Annotated in this window: 14 protein-coding genes; all 14 read left to right on the forward strand. The window is 50.2% G+C overall.

The genetic code is table 11. The features are described 5' to 3' along the window. Positions 1-40 precede the first annotated feature (40 nt). A complete protein-coding gene (locus tag AC0LWM_RS12070) occupies positions 41-2,926 on the forward strand; it encodes an extracellular solute-binding protein (RefSeq protein ID WP_474675192.1) in 2,886 nt (961 codons plus the stop codon). A 15-nt stretch (positions 2,927-2,941) separates the two neighbouring features. Next, positions 2,942-3,895, forward strand: coding sequence for a carbohydrate ABC transporter permease (locus AC0LWM_RS12075; protein WP_474675193.1), 954 nt, complete (start codon positions 2,942-2,944; stop codon positions 3,893-3,895). A gap of 1 nt (position 3,896) precedes the next feature. Beyond that, positions 3,897-4,775, forward strand: coding sequence for a carbohydrate ABC transporter permease (locus AC0LWM_RS12080; protein ID WP_474675194.1), 879 nt, complete (start codon positions 3,897-3,899; stop codon positions 4,773-4,775). Between the two features lie 29 nt (positions 4,776-4,804). Continuing rightward, positions 4,805-6,859 carry a YIP1 family protein gene (locus AC0LWM_RS12085; protein WP_474675405.1) on the forward strand — a complete coding sequence of 685 codons (2,055 nt, stop codon included), beginning with the start codon at positions 4,805-4,807 and terminating at the stop codon, positions 6,857-6,859. 4 nt (positions 6,860-6,863) lie between these two features. Further along, the gene (locus tag AC0LWM_RS12090) at positions 6,864-9,431 is read left to right on the forward strand and encodes a DUF5696 domain-containing protein (RefSeq protein ID WP_474675195.1); all 2,568 of its coding nucleotides are present in this window, start codon (positions 6,864-6,866) and stop codon (positions 9,429-9,431) included. Positions 9,432-9,437: 6 nt separating this feature from the next. After that, positions 9,438-10,340: a carbohydrate ABC transporter permease gene (locus AC0LWM_RS12095; protein WP_474675196.1), complete on the forward strand. Its 903-nt coding sequence runs from the start codon at positions 9,438-9,440 to the stop codon at positions 10,338-10,340. A gap of 15 nt (positions 10,341-10,355) precedes the next feature. Continuing rightward, complete coding sequence (locus tag AC0LWM_RS12100) at positions 10,356-11,339, forward strand: carbohydrate ABC transporter permease (RefSeq protein WP_474675197.1); 984 nt, start codon at positions 10,356-10,358, stop codon at positions 11,337-11,339. 44 nt (positions 11,340-11,383) lie between these two features. After that, positions 11,384-12,085 (forward strand): N-acetylmannosamine-6-phosphate 2-epimerase, encoded by a 702-nt coding sequence (locus tag AC0LWM_RS12105; protein ID WP_474675198.1) that lies wholly within the window; start codon positions 11,384-11,386, stop codon positions 12,083-12,085. A 73-nt stretch (positions 12,086-12,158) separates the two neighbouring features. Beyond that, positions 12,159-14,642: a DUF4855 domain-containing protein gene (locus tag AC0LWM_RS12110; protein WP_474675199.1), complete on the forward strand. Its 2,484-nt coding sequence runs from the start codon at positions 12,159-12,161 to the stop codon at positions 14,640-14,642. A gap of 347 nt (positions 14,643-14,989) precedes the next feature. After that, positions 14,990-16,249, forward strand: a complete 1,260-nt coding sequence (locus tag AC0LWM_RS12115) for an endonuclease/exonuclease/phosphatase family protein (RefSeq protein ID WP_474675200.1) — start codon at positions 14,990-14,992, stop codon at positions 16,247-16,249. 230 nt (positions 16,250-16,479) lie between these two features. Further along, complete coding sequence (locus tag AC0LWM_RS12120) at positions 16,480-18,135, forward strand: DUF4855 domain-containing protein (protein WP_474675201.1); 1,656 nt, start codon at positions 16,480-16,482, stop codon at positions 18,133-18,135. Positions 18,136-18,192: 57 nt separating this feature from the next. Continuing rightward, on the forward strand, positions 18,193-19,041 hold the full coding sequence (locus tag AC0LWM_RS12125) for an AraC family transcriptional regulator (protein ID WP_474675202.1): 849 nt from the start codon (positions 18,193-18,195) through the stop codon (positions 19,039-19,041). Positions 19,042-19,110: 69 nt separating this feature from the next. Then, positions 19,111-20,415 carry a phytoene desaturase family protein gene (locus tag AC0LWM_RS12130; protein ID WP_474675203.1) on the forward strand — a complete coding sequence of 435 codons (1,305 nt, stop codon included), beginning with the start codon at positions 19,111-19,113 and terminating at the stop codon, positions 20,413-20,415. A gap of 5 nt (positions 20,416-20,420) precedes the next feature. Further along, entirely contained in the window at positions 20,421-21,377 is a 957-nt protein-coding gene (locus tag AC0LWM_RS12135) for a sigma-70 family RNA polymerase sigma factor (protein ID WP_474675204.1), read from the forward strand. Positions 21,378-21,379 lie beyond the last annotated feature (2 nt).

The raw sequence follows: 21,379 nt of genomic DNA on the forward strand, positions 1-21,379 counted from the left end.
GGATGGATCGGGTCAATTATGAAGGAGAGGAGAGCTAGACGTGCGGATCTTAAAGAGAAAGCTAATTGCTGCTGTTTCCATAATAGCTATCGTTTTCGTATGGATGGTCGGTTCGTTCGTATCTGCGGATCAGCCGGCAGGAAGCGGTAAGGAAACGAAGCAAGCCGGGGAGCCGGCTAACCAACCGGAAGATGCAGCGGATGTCCAATCGTCAACACTTCGCTATGAACAGTATATTGCACGATACTCGAAAGCAGCTCGTCCTGAAGTATCTCAGCGGATTGAAGCAGAAACGTTCGCGGGAACGGATGGAATGGAAGCGAGTATTCAGGATTCATTCGAGCATGCGACGAGCCCTGTCGTACGAACGGGAGAATCGGGCTCCATTTACTGGGATATCGAGGTACCGGAAGACGGGTTGTATCAATTTGGGATACATTATTTTCCTGTGAAAGGGAATAGCTCCCCAATTGAAAGAGAATTCCGGATTGACGGTGCAGCTCCGTTCGAGGAAGCTAACAGGCTCGTATTCTCGCGAGTATGGCGCAATGAACTGTCGGAAGTGCAGCAAGACCGCAACGGCAACGACTTAAGGCCTAGGCAAATCGAAAGTCCGAAGTGGCAGGACAAAACTTTCAGCGATGCGGAAAACTCCTACAAGGAGCCGTTCTCTTTTTATTTGACGAAAGGCAAGCACCGCATCGAATTGGTTTCCCTTCGTGAACCGATGGTCATCGATTATTTGCAGTTATTCCAGGAAAAACCGCTTCCTTCCTATAAGAAAGTGGCCGATGAATATACTTCGCAAGGCTACGGGGAAACAAAAGATATTCTGATAAAGATCCAGGGTGAAAGCGCTGTCTACAAATCGAGCCCATCGCTGTATCCAATTAACGATCGATCCAGTCCGGGTACTGAACCTTACCATGTTTCAAAAATTCGGATGAATACGATCGGCGGCGTCAATTGGAAAAACCCGGGACAATGGATTTCTTGGGAAGCGGATGTTCCCGAAGACGGCTTGTACCAGATCGGTTTTCGCTACAAGCAGAATTTGTCTCGCGGCGTTAACGTTGTACGGAAGATGTACATCGACGGTCAAATTCCATTCAAAGAAGCGGAGCAAGTCTCCTTCCAATACGACGGTTCATGGCAGGTTGGCATGGCCGGGCAAGAAGATCAGCCGTATTTGTTCTATCTGACCAAGGGCAAGCACGAAATCAAGCTTGAGGTGACGATGGGCGATCTTACGGAAGTGATCCAGTCCGTACGGAATAGCATTTTGGAACTGAATGCCCTATATCGAAAAATCATCATGATCACCGGTACGGAGCCGGATCGCTTCCGCGATTATCAGCTGGAGAAGCTCATTCCGGGATTGGCGGACAAATTCCTTAACAATAGCAAATTACTGAGCGACGCTGCCGATGAAATGGACAAATTGATTGGGGACACAAGCGAAAGCGCAACGATTCTGCGAACAACTTCGTTCCAGCTGGACGACCTTGGCAACTACCCGGAAACGCTCACGAGCCGACTGGGGAAATTCAAGGATAATGTTACCTCACTGGGAACATGGCTGTTAACGATCAATCAACAGCCCCTTGAGCTTGATTATTTGTTCCTGAAATCGCCGAATGTCGATACGCCTCCGGTCACGACGGGATTTTTCAGCCGGTTGAAGCACGACATTCTTTCATTCTGGTACTCGTTCGTCGAAGATTACAACAATGTCGGGAGCGGTTTCAAAGACGATGCGGTAACCGTTTGGTTGAGCGGCGGCCGGGATCAGGCGCAACTGCTGCGAGCGATGATCGACAACTCCTTTACGCCGCAGACTGGAATCAAGGTTGACTTGCAGTTAGTCGACAGTAAAGTTTTGCTGCCGTCGACATTGGCGGGCAAGGGTCCCGACGTTGCTATATCGGCCACGGACGTCATCAACTTCGCGATGCGGCATGCGCTTGAGGATTTATCGACATATCCCGGTTTCAACAAAGTGAAGCAGCGGTTTATGGACAGTGCCTTTGTCGGGTTCACGTACCAGAACGGAATCTTTGCGATTCCGGAGAAGCAGTCCTTCCCGATGCTGTTCTACCGTAAGGACGTTCTGAACGAACTTAAGCTGGATGTTCCGGATACGTGGAAAGACTTGTATCACGTCATTCCCGAAATACAGAAGCATAATATGCAGGTCGCTTTTACGCCGACGCCCGTGTTTGAAATGCTCTTATACCAAAGCGGCGGTCAATATTACAAGGACGGCGGAATGGCGACAGATCTGAATTCTCCGATCGGGGTTGCAGCGTTCAAGAAATGGACGGATTTATACAACAACTACAAGCTTCCTGCGGAATTCGATTTTGTGAACCGGTTCCGAACGGGGGAAATGCCGCTTGGAATTGCAGACTATACGACTTACAACACGCTGACGGTCTTCGCGCCGGAAATTCGCGGGCAATGGGGGTTCGCTCCGTTACCAGGTGTATTGGGCGATGACGGTCAAGTTCATCGCGAGGCGCTGTCGACGACGACCGGAACGGTGATGTTCAAGAATGCCAAAAACAAGGATGCGGGATGGAAGTTTATCGACTGGTGGACCGATACCGAAGCGCAGGTGACGTTCGGACGCGAATTGGAAGCGCTCCTCGGGGAATCCGGCCGATATGCGGCTGCGAATGTTGAAGCGATGAAACAACTTCCTTGGTCTGCCAAAGAATACAATACGTTGCTGTCGCAGTGGAAGTGGATTCGCGGGATGCCGGAAGTTCCAGGGGGTTATTCGCTAACGAGGCATTTAAACAACGCCTATTATGCGGTAATTACCAACAAAGCCGACCAAAGGGAAACAATTCTGGATTACGCACGCATTATTAATGAAGAAATTACGATTAAACGCAAAGAATTCAAGTTACCGACAGAATAGAAGGGAGGGCGACACATGATTCCATTAAGCCGGAAAACGGGAGAATTGGTAATTGATCCGAAAAAACCATCGAAGCTGGCAAGAAAACTAAGCGAGATGAAACAAAGCCGAACGTTATATATGATGATTGCGCCATATTTTTTGATTTTCTTCGTCTTTACGGTTTTTCCCGTCTTCTTGTCGCTCTTGGTCAGCTTTACGAATTTCAACATGCTCGAATTTCCCGATTGGATCGGCTGGCAAAACTACGCGCGATTGTTCGTAAGGGACGACATATTTCTGATCGCCGTGAAGAATACGATTTATTTTGCAGCCATTACGGGACCGGTCAGTTATATTGCTTGTTTCGTACTTGCCTGGGTCATTAACGAGCTGTCGCCAAAAGTCAGGGCGGTGGCGACCCTGATCTTCTACGCGCCGGTATTGTCCGGCAACGCATTCATTGTATGGACGTTATTGTTCAGCGGGGATTCCTACGGTTACATCAATTCCTTCCTGCTGAAATTTCGCATCATCATGGAGCCGATCTTATGGCTGAAAGATGCGAATTACATTATGACGATCATTATTATCGTACAGCTTTGGCTCAGTCTCGGCACCAGCTTCCTTGCTTTTATCGCGGGTTTGCAGAGCATGGACAAAACGTTGTTCGAAGCGGGAGCGATCGACGGGATCCGCAACCGTTGGCAGGAGCTATGGTTCATTACGCTGCCTTCGATGCGGCCTCAGCTCATGTTCGGCGCTGTAATCCAAATAACGTCGTCATTTGCCGTCGCCGAGGTCGCGACAACACTTGCAGGTTTTCCGAGCGTGCAGTATGCAGGCCATACGATCGTGACGCATCTGATGGACTACGGCAACATCCGATTCGAGATGGGATATGCTTCTTCGATCGCGACCGTATTGTTCGGCATCATGCTCGGCTCCAACTTGCTCGTGCAAAAGCTGCTCAAGAAGGTCGGTGAATAAGATGAATTTCGCAGTTAAGCTGTTGCGGGGGAAAAAAGTCAATCGGTCGCGCGTAGGCGATATTCTGCTGTTCCTGTTCATTGCGGCCCTCGGATACTTCATGGCGCTGCCGCTTGTATTCGTCATCAGCAACGCCTTTAAACCAATTAACGAAATATTGCAGTTTCCGCCGAAATTTTTCGTTCGGAACCCAACTTTGAACAATTTTAAAGATTTGTATTATTTGATGTCGGGGACGTGGGTGCCGTTCACAAGATATGTGTTCAACACGTTCTTCATCGCCTTTGTCGGAACGGCAGGCCACGTCATTATTGCCTCGCTTGCCGCTTACCCGCTGGCCAAGCGAAAGTTTCCGGGCAAGTCGGTGCTGTTTACGATCGTTGTCCTGTCACTGATGTTCTCCGGAACAGTGACCCAGGTCACGAACTATATGACGATGTCATGGCTCGGCATGATCGATACGTATTGGGCGGTCATCGTTCCGGCCATCGGATCTTCGCTTGGATTGTACTTGATGAAGCAGTTCATGGAACAAATTCCGGAAGCATTGCTCGAAGCGGCGCAAATCGACGGCTGCAGCGAACCACGCATTTTTTGGAGCATCGTCATGCCGGTCGTTAAGCCGGCGTGGCTGACACTAATCATTTTCTCGTTCCAAGGCTTGTGGGGAGCCGGCGGCGCCGCCGGATCGATGTATATTTACAGCGAACAACTGAAAACAATTGATTACGCGCTCGGTCAAATTCTTGCCGGAGGCATCATCCGCACAGGTCCTTCGATGGCGGCGACGCTGCTTATGATATGCGTTCCGATCATCATCTTCGTGATCACGCAGAGCAACGTATTGCAGACGATGTCGACCTCGGGCATGAAAGATTAAAAAGAAAGGAGAAGCCTATTGTGAAGCGAATGCGAAAAATTGTGACGCTTTTCCTATTCTTGCTTACCGTTGTCGGAGCTGCACCTGCAGCGTATGCCGCCCCATACGACGGGTACAACTATTCTGTCGAAGGCACGGCCGACTCGGCTCCGGTTCCCTATTTACCGGCAAGGCAAATCACCGGCACGGGACTGAATATCGGTTCTTTCAAAACGCCGGAAGATATGTATATTACAAAGGATCAACGCATCTTCGTATTGGACACAGGCAATCACCGGATTGTCGAGATGGACAAAAATTGGAACGTCCAAAATATTATCGAAGGATTCGTTAACGGCGACAAAAAGGATACCTTTAATGATCCGCAAGGCATCTTTGTTAGTGACAGCAACCATTTGTTCGTAGCCGATACGGGTAACACTCGGGTTGTGGAATTGACGATAGACGGCCAGTTTATTCGCGAGATCGGACCGCCGAAGTCGGATATTCTTCGCGACAATTTTAAATATGTGCCGACCAAGCTGGTCGTCGATACGGCAGGGCGATTGTATGTCGTCAGCAAAGGGGTCTTCGATGGCGTCATCGAGTTTGATGCGGACGGCAAATTCACTCGATTTATCGGCAAAAACCCGGTCAGGTTCGACCCAGTCGAATTGTTCTGGAAGCAATATCTAACAACCAAGGCACAGAGGAATGCTATGGCCTTATTCATCCCCGTCGAATTCAACAATATCGATATCGATGAAGAAGACTTTCTGTACGTTACGACAAGCGATGGCAGTTCGGGAGAGCCGGTTCGACGATTGAACCCTTCGGGAGGCGACGTGCTGCGCCGCGAGGGCTGGTTTCCGCCAACGGGCGACATCAAAATCACGTTCAGCGGAACAAGACAAGGACCTTCCACGATCGTTAGCGTGGCGCACGATGTGAACGGCATCTACAGCATATTGGATACAAAACGCGGACGGGTTTTCACCTACGATAAGGACGGTAAACTGCTGTATGTGTTCGGCGGACTGGGCGAACAATTCGGACAGTTCAAGACCCCCGTCGAAATCAGCGTACTGGGAGATTCCATCGTTGTATTGGATCGGGGCTTGAATCATCTGACCGTATTCGAACCGACGCGTTACGGGAAAGCAATCCGGGATGCAGTCATTAACAATGATCTGGGCAACGAAGACAAATCCGTCGGCTTTTGGCAAGAAGCATTGAAATTAAACCGAAATCTTGAAATGGCTTATCTCGGTATCGGTAAAGCGGAGCTCCTGCAGAACAACAACTATGAGGCGATGGAAAACTTCAAAATCGGGGTTCATCCGGATTACTATTCCAAGGCTTTCGACCGGTATCGGAAAGAATGGCTGTGGAACCATTTTCCGACAATTGCAACCGTTGGTATCATTTGCATCGCTCTGTTGATCGTAGCCTTCAAGTTCATACGGGTTGGCAACGCCGAACCGGGTGTGATTCGCTCGGCCTGGCAGACGATATTCCGGCCTTTTAACGGATTTTGGGTGATGAAATACGAGCAAAAGGGCAGAGTGTGGCTCACACTTCTCATTTTGCTGGTGCTCACCATTCTCTTTATTTTGAAGCGGCAATACTCCGGGTTTGTCATAAATCCACTCAGTTATTTCGTCGTCAATAGCTTGGATGAGCTCAAATTTATAGTCATTCCGTTTTTCCTGTGGTGCGTGTCCAACTGGTCGATCACGACGCTCATGGACGGCGAAGGTAAATTCAAGGAAATTGTGATGGCGACCGGACTGGCGCTCATTCCGCTAGTGCTTGTGCAAGGTCCGCTTATTATATTTTCCAGAGTGATGACGCTAAAGGAAGTATCCTTCTACGGTTTGATCGAATCGTTCGGATATATGTGGTTCGTCTATTTGTTATTCATCGGCATGATGACCGTGCATCAGTACAATGTACCGAAGACGATTCTAACGATCGTGTTCACCTTATTGGCCATGGCGGTTATCGTTTTCCTCGGCATGTTGATTGTCAGCTTGCTGCGACAAATTTTAGATTTCGGAACGACGATCTATCAAGAAATCATGTTCCGTCTTGGGGAGGGGTGAAACGGTGACAGCTCACTGGAAACGCATCATCGCGGTATTGTCTTTGCTTGTTGTTCTTGTAGCGGTCATCGCTTTCGGAACGATGCTATCACCGGAACCGATTCGGTCCAGCGGACCGCCCGCGATGAACAACGATCGAACAGAACTGAAGCTTGTTTCGACCGGCGACAAATCGGTATCGATCGCATCGGTTGATGTGAAGGCACCGGAAGGCATGGAACCCGTGCTGGAGAACGAATCGCTTCGATTGTATATGAACAAGACGACAGCCGAAGTTGCCGTCATGGACAAACGCAGCGGACAAATTTGGCGATCGAATCCGGAGGGCCGCGACAAGGATCCGCTGGCGACGCCGCAAATCAAGTCCAATCTGTCTTCGCAGCTTAAGCTGACTTATTTTGTCCGAAATAATCAGTCGAAGGACTACGACAGCTATTCGGATAGTGTGCTATACAAACAGTTTGACATTGAGCAAACGGACAACAGCGTTACGGTAACCTATCATTTCGGAAGCTCGGAGAAAGGGATCGAATCGATTCCGCAGAAGATCAGCAAAGCCCGATTCGACGAAAAACTCCTGAATAAGCTTGAAGATCCGAACGATAAGGATGAAGTCGACGCAAGGTTCAAGTTCAATAAGGAAACGCAAATCTACGAGCGGCGGGATATTCCGAAGGCTGCTTTGAAGCGGTTGATCGATCTTTTCGAAAAAGCGGGATATACCGATGAAGACCTTGCTGCCGACAATCAAGAAAACGGCATAGAAGGCACGGAAGAGGGGAGCGGGCCCGCCAAGTTTACCGTTCCTCTGCAATACAGACTGGAAGGTGACACTCTGGTTGCTTCGGTCGATACGACCAAAATCGAAGAAAGCAAGCCATACCATATCAATGCCATAGGGCTCTTGAACAGCTTCGGAGCAGCGGGCGTGGACGATCAAGGGTATATGCTCGTGCCTGACGGATCCGGCGCATTGGTGAACTTCAACAACGGAAAGCTGTTATCTCAGCCGATTATCATTCCAATTTATGGGGAGGACGGGACGTTCTATAAGGATGAAAAGTCCATAACCCCTGAGGTGAACCGAATGCCGGTTTTCGGAATGAAACGTGGCGATGCCGCATTTTTCGCGATCATCGAAGACGGCGAGGCACTCGCCAAAATGACGGCGGATATTAGCGGCAGGCTGCATCAGTACAACACGGTCGGCAACATGTTTACAGTTATGGCGAAAGATACGATAAAGCTGACCGCGACCGATTTGACGATCAAAACGCCGAATCAGATGTACCAAGGCAAGCTTCAAATCCGATACGGATTCCTAAGCGGCGACCAAGCTAACTATTCCGGGATGGCCGCGTATTACCGCAATTATTTGGAACAGAAGTACGGCTTGAAAAAGCTAAAGTCGCAAGGCGATGCCCCGTTTTATCTTGAGCTGCTGGGGAGTATGTCCAAGGAGGACAGTTTTCTCGGGATTCCTTACGATTCACAGGAACCATTAACCGATTTCCAGCAAGCGAATCAGCTGCTCGACGAAATGAATGGCAAGGACGTTCGTAATATTCGAGTCAATTACAACGGTTGGTTTAACGGAGGTCTTAACCATCGCGTGCCGACCAGCGTGAAGCTCGAAAGCGTGCTCGGTTCCCGCAAAGAATGGAGAGCCTTGGGCGATCGGCTGAAGCAGAACGGCGGAGGATTATATCCGGATGTATCCTTCTTGAAGGTATACCGCTATACCGGGTTTAGCCCTTCAAGGGATGCCGCGCAATTTTTGTCGCGGAAGATCACGAAAATATTTACGTATGACTTGGCGACCTACCGTAGAGATTCGTATAATTTCTCCCATTATATTTTGTCTCCAAACAAGCTGAACGGCGTCGTCACCGATTTTCTGGAGGATTACAAGGATCTCAACCCTGGCGCCGTGTCGTTGCACGATCTCGGTGATGATATCAATTCGGACTTCACATTCGGGGAGACGGTGGACAGACAACAATCATTGCGCATCAATGCCGCGGAGGCTGAGCACCTTCACAAAGAAGCGCCTGATATGATGGTCAGCGGGGGCAATGCGTTTCTGCTGCCTTATGCGACCAATGTGTTGAATGTACCGCTCGATAGCAACCAGTATCAAATCGCGGACGAATCGATTCCGTTCTATGAAATGGTGTTGCACGGCTATGTCGATTATGCCGGCAAGCCATTCAATTATGCCGATGATCAGAATGTCCGCAAGCTGGTGCTCAAGTCGCTCGAGACAGGGTCAAACGTGTACTACAAATGGATGTACGCAGACCCTGGTACCATTAAACCGCTCGAATTCAAAGAATTGTACGCGACCTATTACAAAGTTTGGTTTGACGAAGCGATGCAGGCGTACAAGGAAGTCAACAGTGTTCTGAAACAGGTTCGCGGACAACGTATCGTCAATCATAACAAGCTGGAAGAAGGCGTCTACAAGACGACTTACGAAAACGGCCTTTCGGTCATCGTCAATTATAACGCCAAACCGGTTGTCGTTAATGGCGTTACGATTGATGCCGAACAATATGATGTGAAGGGGTGATTGCAAATGGCCAATAAACGTCTGCTCAGCTTGGAAAGGAAAAAATCGATGCTTGGCGTTTTGTTCGTTTCCCCCTGGCTGATCGGATTCGTGCTCTTGATGGCCGTGCCGTTGTTTCAGTCGATTCGGTTCAGCTTTAGTGAATTAACGATTGATACAACCGGCTATTCTCTGAAATTTGTCGGTTGGGAAAATTTCAACAGAGCGTTTTTTATCGATCCGAATTTTAACCGGAGTTTGACGGAAGCCGTTACCAAAATGCTGCTAAATGTGCCGCTGATTATTTTTTTCAGCTTGTTTACGGCAACGCTGCTGGCTCAAAAATTCAGGGGAAGGATGCTGACACGGGCGATTATATTCCTGCCCGTCGTCATGGCGTCGGGCGTTATCGCCGGATTGGACGGCTCCAACTATTTGGCGAGAATGATGGGAGGCGCCGCAAGCGACATGGAAGGCAATTATACGGGACTCAGCGGATTCGATTTGATTCCATTCTTGCTGGACGCCGGCATGAGTAGGTCCATTGTCTTCTATTTTGCCGGGGCGATCGATCGAATCTATCAAATCGTGACTTCATCGGGCGTGCAAATTCTTATATTCCTTGCGGGAATTCAGTCCATACCGCCTTCCTTATATGAGGCTTCCAAAATGGAAGGGGCGACAGGCTACGAATCGTTCTGGAAAATCACGTTTCCAATGATGACCCCACTTATATTGACGAACACCGTATATTCCATCGTCGACTCGTTTTATAACAACAGCGTCACGAACAACATCAAAAATATCGCATTCCGTAATTTGAATTTCGGATTAAGCTCGGCGATGGCGTGGGCGTACTTTATCTTGGTATCGGTCATCTTGCTGATCTCGACTTACTTCATTTCCAAGCGGGTGTTCTATCATGATTAGGGCGGGGGGATACGAATGAAAGCAGCAACAACGAATAACCGTGCGATCATAGCTGCAACCGCCGTTAAGAAGTGGAGCCGACGGCATCGTCCGGTCGATAAGGCCAAGCATTGGTTATGGGTGATTTCCAGGTTCATCTTGTTGTTCGGCATTTGCTTCATCATTATATATCCGATATTGACCAAATTATCGGTTGCTTTCAAGACCCGGGAAGATATTTTCGATTCGTCCATCGTATGGATCCCCCGGCATTTAACGATGGACAATATTTATAAGGCCATTGAGATGATTGATTTCTACAAGGCAGCGACGAACACATTTATTCTCAGTGCGGGAACGTCCATTCTTCAAGTCATCTCTTGTGCGTTGGCTGGTTACGGGTTTGCGAGATTAAAATTCAAGGGTAGCGGCATCTTGTTTGCGCTCGTTGTGTTTACGATTGTCATTCCGCCGCAAACGATCATGGCACCGACGTATTTGCACTTCCGTTTCTTCGACGTATTCGGGCTGTATGAGCTGTTCACCGGTAAACCGGGCGTGAATTTGCTTGAAAGCTTCTGGCCGTTCTTTATATCATCGGCGACGGCGATGGGAATGAAGAATGGATTATACATCTTTATCTTCAGGCAATTTTTCCGCGGACTGCCTAAAGAGCTAGAGGAAGCGGCATATGTGGACGGAGCGGGGGTACTGAAAACATTCTATAAGGTCATGCTGCCGAATGCGATTCCGGCTATGGCGACCGTCATTTTGTTCTCCTTCGTCTGGCAATGGAATGATGATTATTTCACCAATTTATATATGGCCAATTCGGTAACTTTGGCGAAGATGCTATATGTTTTGCCGACTAATCTGCTCGGCATCCAGCATGAATTCGCGGATGTGGCGCTGATCACCAACTCGGCGGGCTTGCTTGCAATAGCCCCGATCTTCCTGTTGTACATGTTCGCGCAAAGATATTTCGTCGAAAGCGTCGAGCGTACCGGTATTGTCGGATAAAGATTGATCTTGCATGAATGAATAAGAAGAAGGAGTGGAGCCGAATGGAAACCAAACTGATAAAGAGATTAGAAGCAGGTTGTATTGTATCATGCCAAGCATTAGAGCACGAGCCGTTATTCGGCTCGGATATGATGGCGGCGATGGCCGTCGCAGCGGAGGAGGGCGGTGCCGTCGGCATCCGCGCGAATACGCCGAAGGACATTGAGGTCATCAAAAAGCGTTGTTCGCTGCCGGTCATCGGCTTGTACAAACAAATCTACGACAATTCCGACATTTATATTACGCCAACGATGAAAGAAATTGAAGAAATCGTATTGGCCGGGGCCGATCTTGTAGCGATTGACGCGACGCCTAGACCGCGGCCGGACGGCCTTACCCTGGAGCAGTTTATCCAAGCCATCCGTTCCCGGTTTCCGGCGGTCGGCATCGTTGCGGATATATCAACGTTCGAAGAGGGCGTCCAAGCGATGGACCTGCAGGTTGATCTCGTATCCACCACGTTATCCGGCTATACGCCATACAGCTTGCAGCAGCAAGCGCCGGATATCGATCTGGTGCGCCAATTAGCGGAGTTGAAGCGGACACCAGTTCTTGCCGAAGGCCGCATCTGGACGGCAAGCGAATGCTTGCGCTGCTTTGAAGCGGGAGCGCACGCCGTCGTCATCGGCACGGCGATTACGCGGCCGCAAGAGATCACGAAGCGTTTCGTGGAAGCAATTCGGCATCGAAAGGAGGTGATATGATCACGTAACGACAAAGAGCGTAGTGGGTCAAAGGAAGACAATGCATGTCATTATGGATTGTAGGAGGTTTGTAATGGTTTCTGTCAAAAAAACAGGATTCACCCTCATGTTAGCCGCTGCCATGCTATTATCAACTGCTCCAAACGCATTTGCCAAGCAAGAAACGCAAGATCCGAGAAACCTGGCTGCAGGTTTAAGCTACCAGTTCTCTGCCCCACCTTATGAGGGCTACCCTGACTCCGGAAATGAATTGACCGATGGCAAGTACGCATCGATGGAGTTCTGGGACGATGCCTGGCAGGGGCACCTGCGGGGAATTACCCGAGAAGTTGTGTTTGATTTGGGGGATTTTAAATCGATTAATGCCGTAAAGGCGCATTTTATGCAGGACACGGGCAACGGTATTTTTTATCCAAAAACGGTTTCCATGTACGTGTCGGAGGATGGCGTGAATTGGGCGCCTCTGTTGCATAAAGATACCGCCATTCCGCTATGGCAGCCGGGACCGCCGACAGATCAGACTTTTGCCTGGGACATCGCGGCCGACGGTTTGCTGAAGGATCGTAACAAGGCGGAATCCGTCTATACACGATATGTAAAAGTTACGTTCATGACCCAAGTTTGGACGTTTCTCGATGAAATCGAGATTTGGGGCGTCGACGGCAAAGCGAAGCACGCCACTAAGCTGAAGCCTGAGCAACCGGCGTACTTGCAGCCGGGCAAAGCTACGGGTGGTATCAGCAACCTCGCGCTGTTGTACAATGGACATTATGACAGCGGCGCAGGCGACTGGACTAAAGAAAATATCATCCCGTACATCAGTTATGTGGACGCACAAGGCGAACCGGTCGACTGGTTCTACGACGGCGTATTGTATCTCGGCATCCGAACGCAGGACGGGCAACGGGATTTTGGGATGAACGCTAAGCTCGCGGACTGGCAGTGGTATCTGGACAAAAACTTTGGCGAGCAAGGCGATATGTGGCAGCTCAATGAAGCGACCAAAGAGGTCGGCGCAAAATTGGGCGAAACGAAGCACAAGACCAAAGTCGTGCTGATGGTTCCGAGCCCGGCTGACGGGACTGGCCAGTTCGGCGATGTTGACGGCGACGGCATGCCGGAGAATTTTAATCCGAATCAAGTCGGTGCGGAAGCGGCTTATGCCGGCAAGCAAAAAGCCATAGATTGGTATATGAATCAGGTGAAGCAACGCTGGGCTGAAAAAAATTATTCGAACCTCGAATTGTCCGGTATGTATTGGATGGCAGAAAGCGCCAACTTCTATGATGAGAACAACGTCAAGATCATCCAACATACTAGCGAGCTTGTCCACCAGCAAAAACAGAAGTTTTTCTGGATTCCGAATTTCTATGGTACCGGCGTTTCCGGATGGGAAAAACTGGGCTTTGACGCTGTGGCGTATCAGCCGAACCATTTCTTCGACGAGCCGGGCGATAAGTCCCGGGTTCAGGATGCGGCCGGTCTTGCCAAGCAATACGGCGTCGGCGTGGAAATGGAACTCGATGAACGGATGAATTCGTTTCCGGCGTACCGCGACAAATATATCAATTATTTGAACGGTGGCGTCGACTACGGTTATATGAATGATGCGTACAAAGCTCATTATCAAGGCAATGTTGCGCTGCTCAACAGTGCAAGAAGCAATGACCCGAATAATCGCATTTTGTATGAATGGATGTATCAATTCGTAACGAAAAATTATCAAAAATCGGATACACAAGTATCGCCGGATACGATGGCGGACCTTGTAAACCGGTATGTCGCGTCGAAGGGGATCAAATCATCTTTCGGCAATGACTTAACGTATCGCTTGCAGATCATCAATCAGCTCTTGAATGAGAACAAACCGAATGAAGCCGTTACGTATATGAAGGATTTTCTCGCGCATATACACGACCCATCCGTCCAAGCGCAAAAATTGATATCTGCCGGGGTCGCATCGGTGCTTGATTCCTATGCGCAAGTTCTCATTCACGCTTGGTCCGATGGTTGGGGACTTAGCAACCTAGTTCTTGGTCAAAGCTATACGATTTCCCATCCGGCTAACAGCAACTATCCCGATTCCGGGAATGAACTCACCAACGGCCAATTCGGCGGCGCGGATTTTGGTAATGCAGAGTGGCAGGGGCATGCCGGTAGCGATAACCCTCAGGATCGAAGCCGCACGATTACGTTTGATTTAGGGCAGGACAAATCGATCGGCCAAATTAAAGCCCATTTTTTGCAGGATAAAGGACCTGGCATCCTTTTCCCTCAGAACGTCGTCTATTCCGTTTCGTCGGATGGTCAATCTTGGAGTACATTAGCCACCGTGCCATCCCCGGCACCACAAATGGATAATAGCGCCAAATCCGAGTTCATGACTTGGAACGGCGTAAAGGACGGCGTGCCGGGGAATCCGGGAGCGGATAAAGTGTATGCCCGTTACGTTAAAGTTGAATTCCCAATCGGCATCTGGACATTCATCGATGAAATTGAGGTCCTCGGCGTTGACGGCATGGCGAACGGAGCCGTAGTTTTGCAGACGACACCGTAATACCTGGTACGAAGACCTTGTATAACGGTTTGCAAGTGAGCGGCTAGAGAAACTAACTGAAGCAAAAGCACACCTGGACCCGGCTACCATAAACGTAAGCCGGGTCTAGGAATCAATGGGAGGTCAGCTGAATCGCATCAAATGAAGGTAACTAGTTCATTCCGGAAGTTCCGGATGTTCGGATCAGGCCTTGCACCCAATATCGCAATCATTGATACGATTTTATATAAGCTCAAAACCAATTTCATATCGCTATCGGCCTGATCTTGTGTCGTCAATATCGCAGCTTTGACATGCACACCTTAATTGATTCATAAAAATCAATGGAAAAGAGGTTGGTTGCATCTATGGTATTTTCCTTTCAAAGCAGCTTGTTTCAGCGTCACAATCGGTTCCGTATAGCTGTTATTGTTGTTTGCTTGGCTGCGGTTATGCTGCTGGCCGGCTTTAGTAGTCCGGCAATGGCCAAAACAAAAGGCGCTGGCGCAGCGCAAGCAGAAACGGTTGACCTGAAGGTTATGACCTTCAACATTTATTTGGGGGGAGGAGCTGTCTCCCTCGATCAAACGGCTCTAGCGATTCAAACCGCCGGGGCCGACATCGTTGGAATTCAGGAGGCAGGCGGCAACCTTGCCGCGCTTGCGCAAAAGCTCGGCTTTTATTACGCCGAAGGACATGAAATCATTAGCCGGTTTCCGATCATCAACGCCCACCAGAGGGATTATGTGTACATCGAAGTAAAACCCGGCAAAGTTGTCGCGATGAGCAACGTGCACCTTTCCTATACGCCGTATGGGCCTTATGACATACGGGATGGTAAATCCGTAAATTACGTTTTGAACAATGAAAAGAATTACCATATGGTTGAGATGAAAAGCCGGTTCGATTCGCTGCCGAAGCTTGCGAGTCTTGGAATTCCCGTATTTCTCACCGGCGATTTTAACGTGCCGTCCCATCTCGATTGGACGAATGCGACAAAAAGCATCCATTTTGGCACCATTGTCAAATGGCCCGTGTCAGCGAAGCTGCAGCAGTTGAATTTTCGCGATTCTTATCGTGAAATTCGTCCGAACCCTGCTACGCATCCCGCCAATACATGGACGCCGGGGTTAAACGGGCATATTGAACCGAACGAAGTGCATGACCGCATCGATTTCGTTTATGCGGCTGGCTCTTCGACTACGCTGGACAGCAAAATCGTAGGCGAAAACGGGCCTTATACAGATATTACAGTGACACCTTGGCCGTCCGATCATCGTGCCGTTGTTTCCACATTCCGCGCGCAGCTCGCACCGACCCCAAATTTGTCGAACGGTGCAACGATCATTACGAATAAACCGGCATACGTGCAAGGAGAACAGGTTCTCACAACGTATACGGGTGCATCGGGCACCAAGGACTGGATCGGCATATACCAGACCGGCATAACTCCGGGCCTCGGCAATCCGTCGATTGTCTGGAAATACACGAGCACAGGTACGCAGCCTAACGGCACGATCAGCTTCGATACATCGAACTTGACCGCCGGAACCTATGATGCCGTGCTTCTCATCGATGACGGCTATGTCGAATTGGCGCGGGCGACATTTACGGTCGGTTCGAACTAAGTGTGATGAGCATGTAGCGAGAATCGTTGTCGATGTTCGTTGTGCAGCAAATGTATATGGAATGTAAAGAATAGTATATAGAAGCGAAGTCATATATCTTTTTATAATATGAGAAAGTAAACGTTTTCAGAGAAAGCTTCGACCAGAACAACAATCATACCCCAAATGCCGCAAACGACATCCTACAAATCTTCGGTACTCATTCAAAAAATGAACGGAGGAAGATTCGTATGTTTCGTGCAAAATTGGTGATGGTCATGTTGGTGGCAATGCTTTTGCTTATGAACACGAGTGTGTACGGTGCCAAGGCGGGCGCAGCCGGCACCCCCAAAAATCTCGTATCGAAACTCGGTTACACGGTGTCACAGTCTGCCTCGACGAGTTACCCCGATAGCGGCGGCAAAGAGCTGACGAATGGCCTATATGGAGGAACAAGTTACTCCAATGGGGCTTGGCAGGGACATTCCGGCGGAATGACCCGTGCCGTTACGTTCGACCTCGGCGCAAGTAAATCGATCAGCAAAGTGACAGCGAATTTTCTCGAAGACAATCCGGTCGGCATCCAATTTCCGAATACGGTCTCCGTATACGTATCCACGAACGGAATAGACTGGAGTACGGTCTCCAACATGTCTTCGCAATACCCGATGTGGCAGCAGGTTCCCGCAAGAACGCAGAAATACGTCTGGGATGGAGCGGTTAACGGCGTACCGGGTTTTCCGAGTGCTTCAATGGTATATGCCCGGTATGTCAAAGTGACGTTTACGAAGGAAGTGTGGACGTTCATTGACGAAATCGAAGTTTGGGGAGTCGATGGCCAGAGCAGCCAGGCGGCTACCCTTCCGCCGACCGTTCCGGCTTATTTGGCTCCGGGCACCCAAACTGGGGGTATTCATGACCTAGTGCTCCTGTATAACGGTTATTACACGCAAAATAAAGGCGATTGGACGAAGGATAAGATCATGCCTTATATCAGCTATGTCAACGGGCAGGGGCAACCGACGGATTGGATGTTCGACGGCGTGCTGTATCTCGGGCTCTGGACGCCATGGGGAAGCAATTTTGGCATCTCCTCGAACAAGAGCGACTGGTTATGGTATTTGGATAAAACGTTCGCCGCCTCAACCGGCGACATGGCACAGCTCAATGCAGCGGCTGCGGATGCCGGAAGCGCGCTTGGCCAGCCGAACCATAAAGTAAAAGTTGTTCTTATGATTCCGTATCCGGCAGAGGATCAAACCAATTTCGGCGATGTCGACGGGGACGGAATTTCGGAAAACTTGAGTTCGGCGGCGGTAGGCGATGCGGTGGCCTACGCCAACAAGCAAAAAGCGCTGCAATGGTATATGAATCAGGTGATGAGCCGCTGGAATGCGGGCAATTATGCGAACCTGCAGCTGACCGGGATGTATTGGCTCAGCGAAGGGGTATCGCACGGCGTGCCGCATGAGAACGAGCTCATCCATTATGCCGGCGATTTGGCGCACCAGCAAGGACTGAAGTACTTCTGGATTCCGTTCTTCCAAGGCAATCGCAATTTTGCGATGAAGGAGCTTGGATTCGACGCGGCCGCGTTGCAGCCGAACCATTACTTCGGCAGCACCGACGCTTCTCGCGTACAGGACGCAGCGCAGCTCGCCCGTTGGTACGGCGAGGGTATCGAAATGGAATTCGACGAGAATATGTTCACGGATGCTGCATTACGTCAAAAATATATCGAATATTTGAACGGCGGGGTTGACTACGGTTATATGTCGGGCTCGTTCAAAGCGTATTATCAAGGCAATACGGCCATCCTGGACAGCGCTAAAAGCAACGACCCGAATATTCGGGCGAACTACGATTTCATGTATCAATTTATCAAGGGCACATATGTGAAGCAATAACCTAATCGCGGAGCCCGGCGCAATGATTCCTGGAAAGATGCGAGGTGAGTGATACGTATGCCCGGAGTCCGTTTTTTCTCTGCTAAATTCGAGCTGCTGGAGAACGTGCCTTGTAAGTTGTACAAAATCGACGAAAAATTCGAGTGTGTCGAATTGGATCACGCACACGATTATGTACAGATCTGGTACGTGAGCAAAGGGACGTTCAAACATATCATGCATGGTCGGGAGTACACCTTGATGATGGGCAGTCTGTTTGTCGTTCCGCCATATACGGTGCACCGCTTTAAATTCGTTCCCGGCGAAAAACTGGAAATTTATGGGTGTGAATTCCGGCTGGATTCCATTGAAGACCCGTTCGGCAAAAAAGAGCTGAACGAGATCCCGAAACTGGCATTAGCGGGAGCAAGCGTGCACCGGTTTCAATCGCTGTTTCAGGAAATGGTTGATGAATACGAGGAAGGAACGGCTTATTATGAGTATGTGCTCAAGGGGAACCTGCTCAAGCTGCTCTCCTTCATCATCCGGGAGAACAACAATTGCCGTGTTGCGCCGCAGGAGGATAAAACCGACAAATATCGTTCGCATATCGATAAGGCGGTGGAATACATCCAGGAGCATTACGGCGAAGAAATCCGGTTAGATCACATTTGCAAATATTCGAAAATATCAAAAACGTACTTTTGCAATTTGTTTAAATATTTTACAGGAAAAACGTTTAACGATTATTTGACCGAAGTGCGGATCAGTAAATCGACCGAATTTTTGCTCAAGCCCGAATTGTCGGTCACCGATGTATGCTACGGTGTTGGTTTTAACGACTTGACCTATTTCTCGAAAACATTCAAGAAATATACGGGCGTTTCGCCATCCAACTTCAAGAAAAACGCCAGCAGCATCGGATAAATCATCGTGTCACAGAAATCGCCCCTCCTTCGTCTTATGGGTAACGACGAGGATGGGGTGATTTTTGTTATGGAACGAAGATGGGATACGGCGGTCATCGGCGGCGGTTTGTCGGGACTAACCGCGGCAATTTATGCCGCGCGGGGAGGAGCTCGCGTGGCGTTGTTCGAGAAAGCGAACGGCTTCGGAGGCCGGGCACAGACGGAATTAAGGAATGGAGCCCATCTTAATCTTGGCGCCCATGCGCTATATAAGTCGGGAGAAGCGCTGCGCATTTTGCGAGAGCTTGGAATCGAGCCGGAAGGCGGCATGCCGGGAACCCGGTTGCTCGCATACGAGGATGACGCGACATATTTGTTTCCGACGAAACCGCTTAGCTTGCTGCTGTCGGATCGATTATCCTGGCCGGGCAAGTCCGAGTTTGTGAAGCTGATGGCCGGGCTGAGCAAGATTCGTACGGATGAGCTCATGACCGTCACACTGCAAGACTGGGTGGAGCATCGTTTCCATGACAATGTCGTCAAGCGTGTCGTATATGCGTTGTGCCGCACTTGGACCTATGGCAACGAACCTCATCTGCAAAGCGCTGGCGCGGTCATCAAGCAAGGCCAGATGGCGATGAAAAGCTCGGTACTTTACGTCGACAGAGGTTGGGGGACGATCGTGGCCAAGCTGAGATCGATGGCGGAAGCAGCCGGAGTCGCCCTGTATGCCGATCGGCGGGTGAGCGCAATTCGGCATATGGACGGTCGTGTGCAGTCGATTGAGCTTACCGATGGCGATAGCGCGGATGTATCCGCCGTTGTTCTGACGACAGCCCCGGAGGAGGCCGTCAGGCTGGTTGAAGGCGGAGAACGAACGGTGCTGGACACGTGGAGTCGCCGTGCCGTACCGGTGAAGGCCGCATGTCTCGATATCGGGCTCCGGCGTCTGCCGAAGCCGCATCAGCATTTTGCCTTGGGCTTGGACGAACCGCTGTATTATTCGAATCACTCGGGTGCAGCGATGCTAAGCGAGCATGGTATAATGGTCATACATTTGATCAAATATCACGGAACCTCCGACCCCGCAGACGTACGGCAAGATGAGCTGCGAATGGAACGAATGCTCGACGCGCTTCAGCCAGGATGGCGAGAAGAGCTTGCAGCGAGAAGATATATGCCGAATATCACGGTGAGTCACGATTTGTCCAAAGCCTCCGATTATGCCCGCGGCGCGGCGGTACCTACCGTCGATGTACCTGGCATTCGAGGGTTGTATGTGGCCGGGGATTGGGTCGGACTGGACGGAATGATCGCGGATCGGGCGATGAACAGTGCCAAACAAGCGGCGTTACGCCTACTCAGCGGATCGCTCGTGAACATAAAGGAGTGAAAGCCATGCAACAAGTGCTGCAGCATTATGAAGCCTACCGGCCGATGCTGTTCATGCTGGCCTATCGCATGCTGGGCAGCGTGATGGATGCAGAGGATATCGTGCAGGAGTCGTTTATCGCCGCAAGCCGCGTCGATGATACCCATGTCGATCAAATGAAATCCTATTTGTGCAAAATCGTCACGAACCGATGCATCGATTATTTGCGGTCGGCGCGCAAACGAAGGGAGCTGTATGTCGGTCCCTGGCTGCCCGAACCGCTGATCGGCGCCACAGTCGATGCGGATCCGGCCGAAGCCGCGAATGTGAAGGAATCGGTAGGCACAGCTTTTATGATCCTGTTGGAAAGGTTGACCGCAAGCGAACGGGCCGTATTGATGCTGCGGGAGGTGCTGGGCTTCGAGTACGGCGAAATCGCCGAGATGATCGGCAAGTCGGAAGCCAATTGCCGCCAGCTCTTGCGCCGGGCGAAGAAGCGGCTTGAATTGTCGCGTGATGACGAAGGCGACGCGCTAACGCAAGCCGCTGCCAAGCAAGTGACCGGGACGGTTGCCGAGCCTGGGGAAAAGTCGGTTGGGCGTATGGCAGAGGCGGCCCGGCAACGCGCCGTGTTGGAGCGATTTGTCGCTGCGCTTGCATCGGGTAATGTTGATTTGCTGCTGCAGACGATCGCCGAAGACGCATTGCTCGTCTCGGACGGCGGCGGCAAAGTTTCGGCCGCGATTCGTCCGATCGTCGGCTCGGAGAAAATTACGGCCTTCTTCATGGGACTGCTCAAAAAGGCTGCGCTTGATTTCCGTTACGAGCTGATAACGGTGAATGGCGCCCCGGGCATCATTAGCTATGATGGCGATGAGGTGAATGGCGTCATCAGCTTCGATTACGCCGGCAACCGGCTTAGCAACGTGTATATTGTCGTGAACCCCGACAAGCTTCGCGGAACGAATCCGTATAGGAAGTAGTG

Source organism: Paenibacillus sp. sgz302148, from assembly GCF_056120465.1.

Bases quoted from the DNA above. Each gene is read 5' to 3' on its own strand.
- AC0LWM_RS12075 (WP_474675193.1), top strand. From the start codon at position 2,942: ATGATTCCATTAAGCCGGAAAACGGGAGAATTGGTAATTGATCCGAAA.
- AC0LWM_RS12080 (WP_474675194.1), top strand. From the start codon at position 3,897: ATGAATTTCGCAGTTAAGCTGTTGCGGGGGAAAAAAGTCAATCGGTCG.
- AC0LWM_RS12085 (WP_474675405.1), top strand. From the start codon at position 4,805: ATGCGAAAAATTGTGACGCTTTTCCTATTCTTGCTTACCGTTGTCGGA.
- AC0LWM_RS12095 (WP_474675196.1), top strand. From the start codon at position 9,438: ATGGCCAATAAACGTCTGCTCAGCTTGGAAAGGAAAAAATCGATGCTT.
- AC0LWM_RS12100 (WP_474675197.1), top strand. From the start codon at position 10,356: ATGAAAGCAGCAACAACGAATAACCGTGCGATCATAGCTGCAACCGCC.
- AC0LWM_RS12105 (WP_474675198.1), top strand. From the start codon at position 11,384: ATGGAAACCAAACTGATAAAGAGATTAGAAGCAGGTTGTATTGTATCA.
- AC0LWM_RS12110 (WP_474675199.1), top strand. From the start codon at position 12,159: ATGGTTTCTGTCAAAAAAACAGGATTCACCCTCATGTTAGCCGCTGCC.
- AC0LWM_RS12115 (WP_474675200.1), top strand. From the start codon at position 14,990: ATGGTATTTTCCTTTCAAAGCAGCTTGTTTCAGCGTCACAATCGGTTC.
- AC0LWM_RS12120 (WP_474675201.1), top strand. From the start codon at position 16,480: ATGTTTCGTGCAAAATTGGTGATGGTCATGTTGGTGGCAATGCTTTTG.
- AC0LWM_RS12125 (WP_474675202.1), top strand. From the start codon at position 18,193: ATGCCCGGAGTCCGTTTTTTCTCTGCTAAATTCGAGCTGCTGGAGAAC.
- AC0LWM_RS12130 (WP_474675203.1), top strand. From the start codon at position 19,111: ATGGAACGAAGATGGGATACGGCGGTCATCGGCGGCGGTTTGTCGGGA.
- AC0LWM_RS12135 (WP_474675204.1), top strand. From the start codon at position 20,421: ATGCAACAAGTGCTGCAGCATTATGAAGCCTACCGGCCGATGCTGTTC.